The 15,547-nt window shown below is 62.9% G+C and carries 11 protein-coding genes; 7 read left to right on the top strand and 4 right to left on the bottom strand.

The window, feature by feature from the left end:
• Positions 1–8 precede the first annotated feature (8 nt).
• The 6 genes from betB to trxC all read left to right on the top strand — a co-directional run bounded on the left by betB (position 9) and on the right by trxC (position 10,721).
• Positions 9–1,481, top strand: a complete 1,473-nt coding sequence (gene betB / locus OGV19_RS25595; RefSeq protein WP_264311211.1) for a betaine-aldehyde dehydrogenase — start codon at positions 9–11, stop codon at positions 1,479–1,481.
• A 76-nt stretch (positions 1,482–1,557) separates the two neighbouring features.
• Positions 1,558–3,255 (top strand): choline dehydrogenase, encoded by a 1,698-nt coding sequence (gene betA, locus OGV19_RS25590; protein ID WP_264311210.1) that lies wholly within the window; start codon positions 1,558–1,560, stop codon positions 3,253–3,255.
• A gap of 266 nt (positions 3,256–3,521) precedes the next feature.
• Positions 3,522–5,264, top strand: coding sequence for a potassium/proton antiporter (locus tag OGV19_RS25585; RefSeq protein ID WP_264311209.1), 1,743 nt, complete (start codon positions 3,522–3,524; stop codon positions 5,262–5,264).
• 37 nt (positions 5,265–5,301) lie between these two features.
• Entirely contained in the window at positions 5,302–8,619 is a 3,318-nt protein-coding gene (mscK, locus tag OGV19_RS25580; protein ID WP_264311208.1) for a mechanosensitive channel MscK, read from the top strand.
• A 162-nt stretch (positions 8,620–8,781) separates the two neighbouring features.
• Positions 8,782–10,242 (top strand): protein adenylyltransferase SelO, encoded by a 1,461-nt coding sequence (gene selO / locus OGV19_RS25575; protein WP_264311207.1) that lies wholly within the window; start codon positions 8,782–8,784, stop codon positions 10,240–10,242.
• Positions 10,243–10,286: 44 nt separating this feature from the next.
• On the top strand, positions 10,287–10,721 hold the full coding sequence (gene trxC, locus OGV19_RS25570; protein WP_264311206.1) for a thioredoxin TrxC: 435 nt from the start codon (positions 10,287–10,289) through the stop codon (positions 10,719–10,721).
• Here the strand turns inward: trxC and OGV19_RS25565 are convergent.
• Positions 10,718–11,491, bottom strand: coding sequence for a ParA family protein (locus tag OGV19_RS25565; RefSeq protein WP_264311205.1), 774 nt, complete (start codon positions 11,489–11,491; stop codon positions 10,718–10,720). The genes trxC and OGV19_RS25565 overlap by 4 nt on opposite strands.
• Before the next feature lie 94 nt (positions 11,492–11,585).
• Complete coding sequence (locus OGV19_RS25560) at positions 11,586–12,485, bottom strand: LysR family transcriptional regulator (RefSeq protein WP_264311204.1); 900 nt, start codon at positions 12,483–12,485, stop codon at positions 11,586–11,588.
• A 165-nt stretch (positions 12,486–12,650) separates the two neighbouring features.
• On the opposite strand from OGV19_RS25560, the gene OGV19_RS25555 reads away from it, so the two are divergent.
• A complete protein-coding gene (locus OGV19_RS25555; RefSeq protein WP_264314004.1) occupies positions 12,651–13,838 on the top strand; it encodes an MFS transporter in 1,188 nt (395 codons plus the stop codon).
• Positions 13,839–13,873: 35 nt separating this feature from the next.
• Here OGV19_RS25555 and OGV19_RS25550 read toward each other — a convergent pair whose 3' ends face one another.
• Both OGV19_RS25550 and hemE read right to left on the bottom strand, forming a co-directional pair.
• Positions 13,874–14,221: a YgiW/YdeI family stress tolerance OB fold protein gene (locus OGV19_RS25550; RefSeq protein ID WP_264311203.1), complete on the bottom strand. Its 348-nt coding sequence runs from the start codon at positions 14,219–14,221 to the stop codon at positions 13,874–13,876.
• 114 nt (positions 14,222–14,335) lie between these two features.
• A complete protein-coding gene (hemE, locus tag OGV19_RS25545) occupies positions 14,336–15,400 on the bottom strand; it encodes a uroporphyrinogen decarboxylase (protein ID WP_264311202.1) in 1,065 nt (354 codons plus the stop codon).
• Positions 15,401–15,547 lie beyond the last annotated feature (147 nt).

Genomic DNA, 15,547 nt, shown 5'->3' with positions numbered 1-15,547 from the left:
AGGACACTATGGCCCGTTTCGGAACGCAAAAACTCTACATTGATGGCGGTTATGTCGACGCTGGCTCCGACGCCACCTTCGAAGCCATCAACCCGGCTACCGGCGAAGTCCTCGCCCATGTGCAGCGCGCCACTCAGGCCGACGTCGAAAAAGCCGTCGAAAGCGCCGAGCGTGGCCAGAAAGTCTGGGCCGCAATGACCGCCATGCAGCGTTCGCGGATCCTGCGTCGCGCCGTCGACATCCTGCGCGAGCGCAACGATGAGCTGGCCCAGCTGGAAACCCTGGACACCGGCAAGTCGTATTCCGAAACCCGCTACGTCGACATCGTCACCGGCGCCGACGTGCTGGAATACTACGCAGGCCTGATCCCGGCCATCGAAGGCGAGCAGATCCCGCTGCGTGAAAGCTCCTTTGTCTACACCCGTCGCGAACCACTGGGTGTGACCGTGGGTATCGGCGCCTGGAACTACCCGGTGCAGATCGCCCTGTGGAAGTCCGCCCCGGCCCTGGCCGCTGGCAACGCGATGATCTTCAAGCCTTCGGAAGTCACCTCGCTGACCACCCTGAAGCTGGCCGAGATCTACACCGAAGCCGGCCTGCCAGACGGCGTGTTCAACGTCCTGACCGGCAGCGGCCGCGAAGTCGGCACCTGGCTGACCGAGCACCCGCGCATCGAAAAAGTCTCCTTCACCGGCGGCACCACCACCGGCAAGAAAGTCATGGCCAGCGCCTCGAGCTCCTCGCTCAAGGAAGTCACCATGGAACTGGGCGGCAAGTCGCCACTGATCATCTGCGCCGACGCCGACCTGGACAAGGCGGCCGACATCGCCATGATGGCCAACTTCTACAGCTCCGGTCAGGTTTGCACCAACGGCACCCGCGTGTTCATCCCTGCCGAGATGAAAGCCGCCTTCGAAGCCAAGATCGCCGAACGCGTTGCCCGCATCCGTGTCGGCAACCCGGAAGACGAAAACACCAACTTCGGCCCGCTGGTCAGCTTCCAGCACATGGAAAGCGTGCTGGGCTACATCGCCAAGGGTAAAGAAGAAGGTGCCCGCGTACTGTGCGGCGGCGAGCGTCTGACCGAGGGTGACTTCGCCAAGGGCGCCTTCGTGGCCCCGACCGTGTTCACCGATTGCACCGACGACATGACCATCGTCAAAGAAGAAATCTTCGGCCCTGTAATGAGCATCCTCAGCTACGAGACCGAGGAAGAAGTCATCCGCCGCGCCAACGACACCGAGTACGGCCTGGCTGCGGGCGTGTGCACCAACGACATCACCCGTGCCCACCGCATCATCCACAAGCTCGAAGCCGGCATCTGCTGGATCAATGCCTGGGGCGAATCGCCGGCCGAAATGCCGGTCGGTGGCTACAAGCAGTCGGGCGTTGGCCGTGAAAACGGCGTCAGCTCGCTGGCTCAATACACGCGCATCAAGTCGGTCCAGGTCGAGCTGGGCGGCTACACCTCGGTTTTCTAAACCGCGTGTAGTCACGCCCGTGCCAGCGCGCACGGGCGTTCCCGCTCCCTGATCACCGCCAAACGAGGGTACTTAAATGTCCCAAGAATTCGATTACATCATCGTCGGCGCAGGTTCCGCCGGTAACACCCTGGCCACCCGCCTGACCGAAGATGCCAGCGTCACCGTGCTGCTGCTCGAAGCCGGTGGCCCCGACTACCGCTTCGACTTCCGCACCCAGATGCCAGCCGCCCTGGCCTTCCCGCTGCAAGGCCGCCGCTACAACTGGGCCTACGAGACCGACCCGGAGCCGCATATGGACGGCCGCCGCATGGAGTGTGGCCGCGGCAAGGGCCTGGGTGGCTCGTCGCTGATCAACGGCATGTGCTACATCCGCGGTAACGCCATGGACTTCGACGGCTGGGCAGAACTGCCAGGCCTTGAAGACTGGACCTACCTGGACTGCCTGCCGTACTTCCGCAAGGCAGAAACCCGCGACATCGGCCCTAACGACTACCACGGCGGCGAAGGCCCAGTCAGCGTCGCCACGCCCAAGGCTGGCAACAACCCGCTGTTCCACGCCATGGTCGAGGCTGGCGTGCAGGCCGGTTACCCGCGCACCGAAGACCTCAACGGCTACCAGCAGGAAGGCTTCGGCCCGATGGACCGTTCGGTGACCAAGAAAGGTCGCCGCTCCAGCACCGCGCGCGGCTACCTGGACCAGGCCAAAAAGCGCCCTAACCTGACCATCGTCACCCACGCCCTGAGCGACCGTGTGCTGTTCGACGGTAAGCGTGCCGTTGGCGTGACCTACCTGGTCGGCGACAGCGAAGAGCGCGTCGAAGCCCGTGCCCGCAAGGAAGTCATCGTCAGCTCCGGCGCCATTGCTTCGCCGCAGTTGCTGCAGCGTTCCGGCGTCGGCCCGCGTGCCCTGCTGGAAAGCCTCGACATCCCGGTCGTGCACGACCTGCCAGGCGTCGGCGAGAACCTGCAGGACCACCTTGAGCTGTACCTGCAATACGCCTGCACCCAGCCGGTGTCGCTGTACCCGTCGCTGTTGTGGTGGAACCAGCCGGCCATCGGTGCCGAGTGGCTGTTCAACGGCACCGGCATCGGCGCCAGCAACCAGTTCGAGGCCGGTGGTTTCATCCGCACCCGCCCTGAGTTCGAGTGGCCGAACATCCAGTACCACTTCCTGCCCGTCGCGATTAACTACAACGGCTCCAATGGCGTGAAGGAACACGGCTTCCAGGCGCACATGGGTTCGATGCGTTCGCCAAGCCGTGGGCGCATCCAGGCCAAGTCGAAAGACCCACGCCAGCACCCAAGCATCCTGTTCAACTACATGGCCACCGAGCAGGATTGGCAAGAGTTCCGCGACGGCATCCGCCTGACCCGCGAGATCATGGCCCAGCCGGCGCTGGACCCATACCGTGGTCGTGAGATCAGCCCAGGCGCCGACGTGCAAACCGACGAGCAACTGGACAAGTTCATCCGCGAGCACGCCGAAACCGCCTTCCACCCGTCCTGCTCGTGCAAGATGGGCACCGACGACATGGCGGTGGTCGATGGCGAAGGCCGCGTACATGGCATGCAGGGCCTGCGTGTGGTCGATGCGTCGATCATGCCGATCATCATCACCGGCAACCTCAACGCCACCACGATCATGATCGCCGAGAAAATCTCGGACAAGATCCGCAACCGCAAGCCGCTGGCGCGCAGCACTGCCAAGTACTACGTGGCCAACGGTGCGCCGGTCAAAGGCAAGCCGATGCGTGAAGTGAAGCAGGCCTGACCTGCACCGGCCCTTTCGCGGGCAAGCCCGCTCCCACAGGGATACCACAGCATTCGATGCTACGTGGTTCCTGTGGGAGCGGGCTTGCCCCGCGAAGAGGCCCACCCTGGCAATATAGAAAAGGCACCCACCGCGGTGCCTTTTCTACATCTGCAGAAACGCTTTACAGGCTGCCAATTCATCAGGTTAGAATCAATTGGCACGCGACCTGCTAGTTCATCAACGCTACCACGTCCTCTTCCCCCGCGTTTCCCGGAGTACTGCCTTTGGATGCCAGCACCATCAACAGCCTGTTTCTGATCGGCGCATTGCTGGTGGGTGCAAGTATCCTGGTCAGTTCTCTGTCTTCACGCCTGGGCATCCCAATTCTGGTCATCATCCTCGCCGTCGGCATGGTCGCAGGCGTGGACGGTGGCGGCATCATCTTCAACAACTACCCAACCGCCTACCTGGTGGGCAACCTGGCACTGGCGGTGATCCTTCTCGACGGCGGCCTGCGCACCCGCGTGGCCAGTTTCCGCGTGGCGTTGTGGCCGGCCTTGTCGCTGGCCACCGTTGGCGTGATGATCACCACCGCCCTCACCGGCCTGGTCGCTGCCTGGTTGTTCAACCTGAGCCTGATCCAGGGCCTGCTGATCGGCGCCATCGTCGGCTCCACCGACGCCGCGGCGGTGTTCTCGCTGCTCGGCGGCAAAGGCCTGAACGAGCGGGTCACAGCCACGCTGGAGATCGAGTCGGGCAGCAACGACCCGATGGCGGTGTTCCTCACCGTCACCCTGATCGACATGATCGCCAGCGGCCAGACCGGCCTGCACTGGAGCCTGCTGACCCACCTGCTGCGCGAGTTTGGTATCGGTGGCCTGCTGGGGCTGGGTGGCGGCTGGCTGATGCTGCAACTGGTCAACCGCATCAACCTGGCCGGCGGCCTGTACCCGATCCTGGTGGTGGCGGGCGGCCTGGTGGTGTTCTCGTTGACCAACGCCCTGCATGGCAGTGGCTTCCTGGCCGTGTACTTGTGCGGCCTGGTACTGGGCAACAAGCCGATCCGCAGCCGCCACGGCATCCTGCACATGCTCGACGGCATGGCCTGGCTGGCGCAGATCGGCATGTTCCTGGTGCTGGGCCTGCTGGTCACGCCGCATGACCTGCTGCCGATCGCCCTGCCGGCCCTGGGCCTGGCGCTGTGGATGATCCTGGTCGCACGGCCGCTGTCGGTGGTTGCCGCACTGTTGCCGTTCAAGGCCTTCCACGGGCGCGAAAAGGGCTTTATTTCCTGGGTTGGCCTGCGCGGGGCGGTACCGATCATTCTGGCGGTGTTCCCGCTGATGGCCGGGCTGCCGGATGCGCAGCTGTTCTTCAACCTGGCGTTCTTCATCGTGCTGGTATCGCTGCTGGTGCAAGGCACCAGCCTGCCGTGGATGGCCAAGCTGCTGAAGGTCACAGTACCGCCAGACCCGGCGCCGATCTCGCGCTCCGCGCTGGAAGTACACATCACCAGTGAATGGGAGCTGTTCGTTTACCGCCTGGGTGCCGAAAAATGGTGCATCGGCGCCGCCTTGCGCGAGCTGAAGATGCCCGAAGGCACGCGGATTGCCGCGCTGTTCCGGGGTGAGCAGCTGTTGCACCCATCGGGCAGTACCGTGCTGGAAGTCGGCGACATGCTGTGCGTGATCGGCCACGAACATAACCTGCCCGCGCTGGGCAAGCTGTTCAGCCAGGCACCGCAGCGCGGCCTGGACCTGCGCTTCTTCGGCGACTTCGTGCTCGAAGGCGACGCCGAGCTGGGCGCCGTGGCTGCGCTTTACGGCCTGAAACTCGATGGCCTGGACGCGAAAATGCCGCTGGCGCAGTTCATCCGACAGAAGGTCGGAGGCGCTCCAGTAGTAGGTGACCAGGTCGAATGGCATGGCACGATCTGGACCGTGGCGACCATGGACGGGAACAATGTCCAGAAAGTGGGCGTCAGATTCCCCGAAGGAACGCGACCCGGACCAGGATTGTTCCTCTAAACTCCGATTCTGCCCCGATCCACAATGTAGTCTGCCTATGTCCCTGCGTGTGCACCTTCGCACAGCCCTGTTCGGGCTGTGCCTGTCCCTCTCGTTCGCCACTGCTGCGAATGCCGCGGCCGAAGCGCCGACCACTGCCAGCATTCAGCACAGCCTCGACAAGATTGCCGAGCGCAAACTGCCCGAGGCCGATCAGAAGGCCTTGCAGCAGGTGCTGGAGCAGACCCTGAGCCTGCTTGCCAACAAGGAAGACAGCGAGAAGAAGCTGGCCGCGCTCAAGCAGCAACTGGCCAGCGCACCAAAGGAGACCAGCGACAGCCAGAAAGAACTGGCCAGGCTCAAGGACAGCAAGCCGCAACCAGTCGCCCAGCGCTACGCCAACCTCACGGTGCCACAGCTGGAGCAGCTGCTCAGCGAACGCAGCACCCTGCAAGGTGAACTGCAAAAGGCGCTGTCTGAAGCCAACAGCCTGATCATCAACTCCCAGACCCGCCCGGAGCGCGCTCAGGCCGAAATCAGCAACAGCCAGGCCCGCACCCAGCAGATCAACAACAGCCTCAAGTCGGGCAAGGACAACGGCAAGGCGCTCAACGCCGACCAACGCAACCAGCTCAACGCCGAGCTGGCCTCGCTCAACGCATTGACCCTGCTACGCCGTCAGGAGCTGGCCGGCAACAGCCTGCTGCAAGACCTTGGCAATGCCCGTCACGACTTGCTGATCGAACGTGCCGCACGCCTGGAACAAGAAATCCAGGACCTGCAGACACTGATCAACGACAAGCGCCTGGCCCAGTCCCAGGAGGCCGTCACCCAGCAGTCGATCGAAGCCCAAAAGGTAGGCGGCAGCAGCCTGTTGGCCACGGAGAGCACGATCAACCTCAAGCTCTCCGACTACCTGCTCAAAAGCACCGACCGCCTCAACGAGCTGACCCAGCAGAACCTGCGCACCAAGCAACAGCTCGACAGCCTGACCCAGGCCGACCAGGCGCTGGACGAGCAGATCAACGTGCTCAAGGGCAGCCTGCTGCTGTCCAAGATCCTCTACAAACAGAAGCAGACCCTGCCGCACTTGAAGGTCGACCGCGACCTGGCCGACCAGATCGCCGACACCCGCCTGTACCAGTTCGAGATCAACCAGCAGCGCGAGCAGATGAGCAGCCCGGTCACCTACGTCGACAAGCTGCTGGCCAATCAACCACCGGAAGACGTTACCCCGCAGCTGCGCAAGGCCCTGCTGGAAGTGGCGATCACCCGCACCGACCTGCTGGAGCGCCTGAACCGCGAACTCTCGGCACTGCTCAACGAATCGATCACCCTGCAGCTCAACCAGAAGCAGCTGCTGGGTACGGCCCAGGGCCTGCGCACCACCCTCGACGAGCAGATGTTCTGGATCCCCAGCAACAAGCCGCTGGACTGGGACTGGCTGCGCTACGTACCTGAGCGATTTGCCGACCAAGTCGCCAGCCTGCCCTGGGGCTCGGGCCTCAAGGAACTGGCCGACGGCCTCAGCCAGCGGCCGTTGCTGTTCCTGCCGCTGCTGCTGGTGATCGGCGGCCTGCTGTGGCGCCGCAAGTACCTGTATCAACGACTTGGCAAAGTGCACCAGGACATCGGCCACTTCCGCCGTGACAGCCAGTGGCATACGCCCCAGGCAATCCTGATCAACATCCTCCTGGCGATGCCGGTAAGCCTGGGCCTGGCCCTGTGCAGCTACGCCCTGCAGATTGACGCCCGCGGGCAGAATGCCAACCTTGGCGCGGCGCTCTGGCAACTGGCCCAGGCCTGGCTGGTGTTCTACACCGCCTACCGCATTCTGGCACCCGGTGGCGTGGCGGAAATCCACTTCCGCTGGCACAAGCCCCAGGTCGAGTTCCTGCGCGGCTGGGTGCGCAGGCTTGGCACCGTGGTGCTGGCGCTGGTCGGCGTGGTGGCCGTGGCCGAGCATCAACCCTCGGCCCTGGCCGATGACGTACTCGGCATCGGCGTGGTGCTGACCTGCTACGCACTGATGGCCTGGCTGCTCAGCCGCTTGCTGCTAAGCAGCCCGGCGCATCGCGACACCTCGCTGTTCCGCCGGGCGGTAGGCGTGGCGTTCACCGCCCTGCCGATCGCGTTGTTCGTGGCGGTGTGCTTCGGCTATTACTACACCGCACTCAAGCTCACCGACCGGCTGATCTACACGCTGTACTTGCTGATGTTCTGGCTGGTGATCGAGGCGGCCTTCGTGCGTGGCCTGTCTGTGGCCGCGCGGCGCCTGGCCTACCAACGTGCCCTCAGCAAACGCGCAGCAGCCAAGGAAGGGTTGGATGGCGAGGTCATCACCGAAGAGCCGACGCTGGACATCGAGCAGGTCAACCAGCAGTCGCTGCGCCTGATCCGCCTGGCCTTGCTGGGCGGCTTCATTGCCGGCCTGTACTGGGTATGGTCTGACCTGATCTCGGTGTTCGCCTACCTCAACAACTTCACCCTGTACGAATACACCAGTGGCACCGGCGCTGCCGCCAGCATGGTGCCGATCAGCCTCGGCGATTTGCTCGGCGCGCTGGTGATCGTCGGCATCACCTTCGCCCTGGCCGGCAACTTGCCGGGCTTGCTGGAGGTGCTGGTGCTGTCGCGCTTGAACCTGGCCCAGGGCAGCGCCTACGCCACCACCACGCTGCTGTCGTACACCATCGTCGGTGTCGGCATCGTCAGTACCCTGTCTACCCTCGGGGTGAGCTGGGACAAGCTGCAGTGGCTGGTGGCGGCGCTTTCGGTCGGCCTGGGCTTCGGCATGCAGGAGATCTTCGCCAACTTCATCTCCGGCATCATGATCCTGTTCGAGCGCCCGGTGCGCATTGGTGACACCATCACCATCGGCAACCTGTCCGGCACGGTGAGCAAGATCCGCATCCGCGCCACCACCATCACCGACTTCGACCGCAAGGACATCATCGTCCCTAACAAGACCTTCATCACCGGCCAGTTGATCAACTGGTCGCTGACCGACACGGTCACCCGGGTGACCCTGAAGCTGGGCATCGACTATGGCTCCGACCTGGACCTGGTGCGTGATCTGCTGCTCAAGGGCGCCCACGAAAACCCACGGGTGCTCAAAGACCCGGAACCTATCGTGTACTTCCTCAACTTCGGCGAAAGCTCGCTGGACCACGAATTGCGCATGCACGTGCGTGACCTGGGCGACCGCAACCCGACCCTGGACGAGATCAACCGCTACATCAACCGCGAGTTCAAGGCGCACAACATCAAGATCTCGGTGCGCCAGGTCGAGGTGTTCCTGATGGACGCGAAGGGCGGCAAGCAGCAGTTGATTGCCCAGGAACAGCCGAAATCGGATGGCACTCAAGCGGTGTAAATGGGCTCGAATACCGTATTCTGTCCAGAATCCTTGCGAGGGCTGTGCCCTCGTTCGCGGGCAAGCCCGCTCCCACAGCGTTCACCGCTGTAACCGTGGGAGCTGGCTTGCCTGCGATGGGCCGCAAAGCGGCCCCCTTGGCACCGTCCCCAGGAGCAAACCGTGAAAGCCCTCGACCAACTCAGCTTCGACAACCGCTTCGCCCGCCTGGGCGATGCGTTCTCCACCCAGGTCCTGCCCGAACCCATCGCAGACCCACGCCTGGTGGTGGCAAGCGAGTCGGCCATGGCCTTGCTCAACCTCGACCCCGCGCAGGCCGAACTGCCGGTTTTCGCCGAGTTGTTCAGCGGCCACAAACTGTGGGAAGAGGCCGACCCACGGGCGATGGTCTATTCCGGCCATCAGTTCGGCTCGTACAACCCGCGCCTGGGCGATGGCCGCGGCCTGCTGCTAGCCGAAGTGCTGAACGATGCCGGCGAACACTGGGACCTGCACCTCAAGGGCGCCGGCCAGACGCCCTATTCGCGCATGGGCGACGGCCGCGCGGTATTGCGTTCGTCGATCCGCGAGTTCCTCGCCTCCGAAGCCCTGCACGCCCTGGGCATCCCGACCAGCCGGGCGCTGTGCGTGATTGGCTCAAGTACCCCGGTATGGCGCGAAAGTCGCGAAAGCGCCGCCATGCTCACGCGCCTGGCACAGAGCCATATACGCTTCGGCCATTTCGAGTACTTCTACTACACCCGCCAGCCCGAGCAACAACGCGTGCTGATCGACCACGTGCTGGAGCAGCACTACCCCGAATGCCACGAGGCCGAGCAGCCCTACCTGGCCATGTTCCGCACGATCGTCGAGCGCAACGCCGAACTGATTGCCCGCTGGCAAGCCTATGGCTTCTGCCACGGGGTGATGAACACCGACAACATGTCGATCCTCGGCATCACCTTCGATTTCGGCCCCTTTGCCTTCCTTGACGACTTCGACGCCAATTTCATCTGCAACCACTCCGACGACCGTGGCCGCTACAGCTACAGCAACCAGGTGCCTATCGCCCACTGGAACCTCAGTGCGCTGGCCCAGGCGCTGACCACGGTGGTCGAGGTAGAGCCGCTCAAAGAGGCGCTGGGGCTGTTCCTGCCGCTGTACCAGGCGCATTACCTGGACCTGATGCGTCGGCGCCTGGGCCTGACGGCCGCCGAGGATGAAGACCTCGCCCTGGTCGAGCGCCTGCTGCAATGCATGCAAAAGGGCGGCGTGGACTACAACCTGTTCTTCCGTAAGCTGGGTGAGCAGCCGGTGGCCGAGGCGCTGAATGTGGTGCGTGACGATTTCATCGACCTGGCGGGCTTCGATGCTTGGGGCGCGGACTACCTTGCCCGCTGCGAGCGCGAAGCGGGTAATGAAAAAGGGCGGCGTGAACGCATGCAGGCGGTGAACCCGCTGTACGTGCTGCGCAACTACCTGGCGCAAAAGGCCATCGAAGCGGCCGAGGCCGGGGACTACAGTGAAGTGCGACGGTTGCATCAGGTGCTGAGCCGGCCGTTCGAGGAGCAGGCCGGGATGCAGGCTTATGCCCAGCGCCCGCCGGAGTGGGGCAAGCACCTGGAAATCAGCTGTTCATCATGATCCTGGGGCTGCTTTGCAGCCCCGAGAATGCTAAGGAAAAAACAATGTCCGACCCGCTGCTGATCCCCTGCCCACACTGCAACGGCCTCAACCGCCTGCCCACCGAGCGCCTGGGCGACGCCCCCAAATGCGGCCGCTGCAAACAGGACGTGCTGCTGAGCAAACCCTTCGAGCTCACCGAAGCCAGCTACGCCAGCCAGATCAAGGGCGACCTGCCGCTGCTGATTGACGTCTGGGCCGACTGGTGTGGGCCGTGCAAGTCGTTCGCCCCCACTTTCGAGCAGGCCGCCCGGCAACTTAGCGGCCGCTGCCGCCTGGCCAAGCTCGACAGCGAAGCCAACCGAAACCTGGCCGGGCAATTGGGCATCCGCTCCATCCCCAGCCTGCTGCTGTTCAAGGACGGCCGTGAAGTCAGCCGCCAGGCGGGGGCGTTTCCACTCCAGTCGTTGCTGGAGTGGTTGCGCAGCCAAGGGGTCTAGGCGTTTTCTTCCAACAGCGAATGCAACTCGACAAACTGCTGGGTCAGCTTGTGCCGTGGCTCCAGGTGAATCAGCGGCAAGCTGGCATGGTGCGACTCACGCATCTTCACCGAGCTGCTCAGGTACACCGGTAGCACCGGCAGGCCTTCGGCCAGCAGTTCATCGAGCATTTGCTGGGGCAGGCTGGCGCGGGACTGGAACTGGTTGACCACGATGCCTTCGACCTGCAGGTCTTCGTTGTGGTCTTCCTTGAGCTCTTCGATTTCCGCCAGCAGGCCGTACAGGGCCTGGCGCGAGAAGCTGTCGCAGTCAAAGGGGATCAGCACACGATCAGCTGCGATCAACGCAGAAACCGCATAAAAATTGAGCGCAGGCGGCGTATCGATGTAGATCCGCTCGTAATCCTCGTCCAGCTCGTCAAGCAACTTACGCAGCTTGTTGATCTTGTGCTTGGCCTCAAGCTTGGGCTGCAGGTCGGCCAGTTCCGCAGTGGCGGTCACCACATGCAGGTTGTCGAACGGCGTTTCGTAGATATCGACCTTGTTCTTCTTGCTGAACGGCCCGCTGGACAGGCTTTGCTTGAAGAAATCAGCGATCCCCATGGGGATATCTTCACCCGTCAAGCCGGTGAGGTACTGGGTCGAATTTGCCTGGGCATCCAGGTCGATCAACAGGGTCCGGTAACCTTCGCTGGCGCTGACCGCCGCCAGGTTACAAGCGATGCTCGACTTGCCCACGCCACCTTTCTGATTGAACACCACGCGACGCATGATTGACCTCCGTGTTCCAACGAATGCCCGAGTATGTGGCGGCTCGGCAGCTAAGGCCAGCGGCAATTGTCGGGGGATGATGGCAATCCCGGCGCTATGAAGGCCTCACCACTTGCCCGGTCAACAACTCGGCAAACGCCTTGGCCATGGCCGAGCCCCCACGTTCACGTTCCACCAGCCACACCGCCGTCATCGCGCCCTCGTCCAGCAGCGTGCGATACACCACACCCTCGATTCGCATGCGCTGGAACGACGCCGGCAGCACCGAAACCCCAAGGCCCGCCGACACCAGCCCGATAATGGTCATCGCCTCCCCCGCCTCCTGGGCAAAATGCGGGCTGAACCCCGCTTGCCGGGCCAAGCTGAGCAACTGGGCATGCAGCCCACTGCCATAGCTACGCGGGAAAAACACAAACGGTTCGTTCGCCAGAGAAGCCATGTGTACCCCCGCCTCCGTGCCTGTGGCCAATGGATGCGAGGCATTGATCACCGCCACCAACGGCTCGCGAAACAACTCGGTCGCCACCAGGCCCTCCGGCAATGGCATCGGCCGCATCAGCCCCACCTCGATGGACTCGTCAAAGACCGCCTCGGCCACATCGCGGCTGCTCATTTCCTTGAGGTTCAGGTGCACCGCTGGAAAACGCTGGCGAAAGGCATGAATGGCCTTGGGGATTTTTGATGTGAACGGCGCCGAAGACGTGAAACCGATCTTCATCTCGCCCAATTCACCCAACTGCGCACGCCGGGCTACATCGGCCGCCTTCTCGACCTGCGCCAGCACCTGGCGCGCTTCCTCCAGAAACAACCGCCCTGCCTCGCTCAATTCGACCCGACGGTTGGTACGGTCGAACAGACGAGCGCCCAACTCCTGCTCCAGCGCCTGGATCTGCTGGCTCAAGGGCGGCTGCGAAATGCCCAACTGCTGGGCTGCACGGCCAAAGTGCAGTTCCTCGGCCACGGCAATGAAGTAACGCAGATGGCGCAGTTCCATAGTCGGCTCCAAACAAGTCGTAGAACATCTTAAATAGGTCGAACAATATATTGGATCTAATCATTAGCCAGCTATATGCTTTTTTCATTGCGCCAGAGGTACCCGCCCGTGAAAACTGCTGTAGCTCCCCTTCCCGCCGACCCAGAACCTGCCCCGCTGAACGAAATGTGGATCGAAAAAGGCACCCCCGCCTTCATGAAGACCGTGCTGGCCCTGTTCAGCGGCGGCTTCGCCACGTTCGCCCTGCTGTACTGCGTGCAGCCAATGATGCCGCTGCTGTCCCAGGAGTTTTCCATCAATGCAGCGCAGAGCAGCCTAGTGCTGTCGGTCTCGACCGCCATGCTGGCGTTCGGACTGTTGATCACCGGGCCGATCTCCGACCGCATCGGGCGCAAGCCGGTGATGGTCTTTGCGCTGGTCTGCGCCGCCCTGTCGACCTTGGCCAGCGCGGTGATGCCGACCTGGGAAGCGGTGCTGGCGACCCGAGCCTTGGTCGGCCTGTCGCTGAGCGGCCTGGCGGCGGTGGCCATGACCTACCTGAGCGAAGAGATTCACCCGCAGCACATCGGCCTGGCCATGGGGTTGTACATTGGCGGCAACGCGATTGGTGGCATGAGTGGGCGGCTGATCACCGGGGTGCTGATCGACTTCGTCAGCTGGCACACGGCGATGCTGACCATCGGTGGCCTGGCCCTGGTCGCGGCGCTGGTGTTCTGGAAGGTCCTGCCCGAATCACGCAACTTCCGCCCGCAGGCCGTGAACCCGCGCAGCCTGCTGGATGGCTTTGTCATGCACTTCAAGGACGCCGGGCTGCCTTGGCTGTTCCTAGAGGCGTTCCTGCTAATGGGCGCCTTCGTCACGCTGTTCAACTACATCGGCTACCGCCTGCTGGCAGGGCCTTACCATATGAACCAGGCGCTGGTCGGTTTGCTGTCGGTGGTGTACCTGTCGGGGATCTACAGCTCTGCGCAGGTGGGCGCGCTGGCTGACAAGCTGGGGCGACGCAAGGTGTTCTGGGTCAGCATCGTGGTGATGGCAGGCGGCCTGCTGATGACCTTGGCCAACCCGCTGGTGATGGTGATCCTCGGCATGCTGGTGTTCACCTTCGGCTTCTTCGGTGCGCATTCGGTGGCCAGCAGCTGGATCGGGCGCCGGGCGTTGAAGGCCAAGGGGCAAGCGTCGTCGCTGTACCTGTTCTGCTACTACGCAGGGTCGAGTGTCGCGGGCACTGCGGGTGGGGTGTTCTGGCATCAATGGGGCTGGAATGGGATCGGGTTGTTCATTGGTGGCTTGCTGGCGGTGGCGTTGCTGGTGGCTCTGCACTTGAGCAAGTTGCCGCCTAAGGCCAGCTGAACAACGGGGCTGCAAAGCAGCCTCACACGCTCAGATCAATTGATGATCTCGACAATATCCACATCCACTTCCCGGCTCATCAGGTGCTTCTCCACCTCACCGGTCAGCTTGACCTTGGTCTTGTCATTGAACGGCGTCGGCGGCAGGTCTTCGTCGTCAATTTCGACGGTGATGGTGCCGGTGTTGTCTTTGAACTCGTACTTGTCGTCGTTGTTCAGCTTCTTGGTGACGTAGCCCTGCAACACAACCGGCGTGTCATCAGCGGCGTCGTTCGCAGCCGCCACGGTGGTCACCGACTGGGCACCCGGGCCGGTGTAGCCGGCCGCCAGGGCAGCAGTGCTGAACAAAGGGGCAAGGATCAGGGCGAGGTAGCGGGTTTTCATGAGGATCAGGTCCTGTTTCGGTTTCGATGGGACCAGACTAGCGACAATCGCTGAATTGAAACTTAATACAAAAAAACCCGGCATCGAGCCGGGTTTTTTATGCAGGGCATCAAATCACTGGTGATATTGCGCCGACAACTCGTGCACGGCGTTGATGAACACACCAGCGTGCTCTGGGTCGACTTCCGGGGTAATGCCGTGGCCCAGGTTGAAGACATGGCCGGTGCCCTTGCCATAGCTGGCCAAAATGCGCGCCACTTCCTGGCGGATGGCCTCGGGCTTGGCGTACAGCACGGTCGGGTCCATGTTGCCTTGCAGCGCAACCTTGTCGCCGACACGGCGGCGGGCATCGCCGATTTCGCAGGTCCAGTCCAGGCCCAATGCATCGGCACCGGCCTCAGCGATGCTTTCTAGCCACATGCCACCGTTCTTGGTGAACAGGATCACCGGTACCTTGCGCCCGTCGTGCTCGCGGATCAGGCCGCTGACGATCTTGCGCATGTAGGCCAGGGAGAACTCCTGGTACGCCGCTGCCGACAGGTTGCCGCCCCAGGTGTCGAAGATCTGCACAGCCTGCGCGCCTGCCAGGATCTGGCCGTTGAGGTAACTGGTGACCGACTGGGCCAGCTTGTCCAGCAACAGGTGCAGGGCTTGCGGGTTGTCGTAGGCCATGGCCTTGGTCTTGCGGAAGTCCTTGGACGAACCGCCTTCAACCATGTAGGTAGCCAGGGTCCATGGGCTGCCCGAGAAGCCGATCAGCGGTACGCGGCCGTTGAGCTCGCGACGGATGGTGCTGACGGCGTCCATCACGTAGCCCAGGTCTTTCTGCGGATCGGGGATCGGCAGCGCCTCGATGTCGGCCGGGGTGCTGATCACTTTCTTGAAGCGCGGACCTTCGCCGGTTTCAAAGTACAGGCCCAGGCCCATGGCGTCGGGGATGGTGAGGATGTCCGAGAAGAGGATCGCTGCGTCCAGCGGGTAGCGGTCCAGCGGCTGCAGGGTGACCTCGCAGGCGAACTGCGGGTTCATGCACAGGCTCATGAAGTCACCGGCCTTGGCACGGCTGGCGCGGTATTCCGGCAGGTAACGGCCAGCCTGGCGCATCATCCAGACCGGGGTGACGTCTACGGGTTGCTTGAGCAGTGCACGCAGGAAACGATCGTTCTTCAGGGCAGTCATGTCGGCATCCGGCAAAAAAGTGCGGGCATTTTCTCAGACGCCAGCACAAAAGGCACGGCCAAGGCCATGCGTTTTGTCTATTGGATGCCATGGATCAAGCAATTTTGTATACAAAACGCCAAAGGGGCTGCTTTGCAGCCCATCGCG

Source organism: Pseudomonas putida (assembly GCF_025905425.1).
Taxonomy (GTDB): domain Bacteria; phylum Pseudomonadota; class Gammaproteobacteria; order Pseudomonadales; family Pseudomonadaceae; genus Aquipseudomonas; species Aquipseudomonas putida_AF.
Note: the sequence above shows the minus strand (reverse complement) of the source record. Positions and strands in the feature narration are given on the sequence as shown.

Coding starts and splice junctions, on each gene's coding strand:
- betB (WP_264311211.1), top strand. CDS start 9: ATGGCCCGTTTCGGAACGCAAAAACTCTACATTGATGGCGGTTATGTC.
- betA (WP_264311210.1), top strand. CDS start 1,558: ATGTCCCAAGAATTCGATTACATCATCGTCGGCGCAGGTTCCGCCGGT.
- mscK (WP_264311208.1), top strand. CDS start 5,302: ATGTCCCTGCGTGTGCACCTTCGCACAGCCCTGTTCGGGCTGTGCCTG.
- trxC (WP_264311206.1), top strand. CDS start 10,287: ATGTCCGACCCGCTGCTGATCCCCTGCCCACACTGCAACGGCCTCAAC.
- OGV19_RS25565 (WP_264311205.1), bottom strand. CDS start 11,491: ATGCGTCGCGTGGTGTTCAATCAGAAAGGTGGCGTGGGCAAGTCGAGC.
- OGV19_RS25560 (WP_264311204.1), bottom strand. CDS start 12,485: ATGGAACTGCGCCATCTGCGTTACTTCATTGCCGTGGCCGAGGAACTG.
- OGV19_RS25555 (WP_264314004.1), top strand. CDS start 12,651: ATGTGGATCGAAAAAGGCACCCCCGCCTTCATGAAGACCGTGCTGGCC.
- OGV19_RS25550 (WP_264311203.1), bottom strand. CDS start 14,221: ATGAAAACCCGCTACCTCGCCCTGATCCTTGCCCCTTTGTTCAGCACT.
- hemE (WP_264311202.1), bottom strand. CDS start 15,400: ATGACTGCCCTGAAGAACGATCGTTTCCTGCGTGCACTGCTCAAGCAA.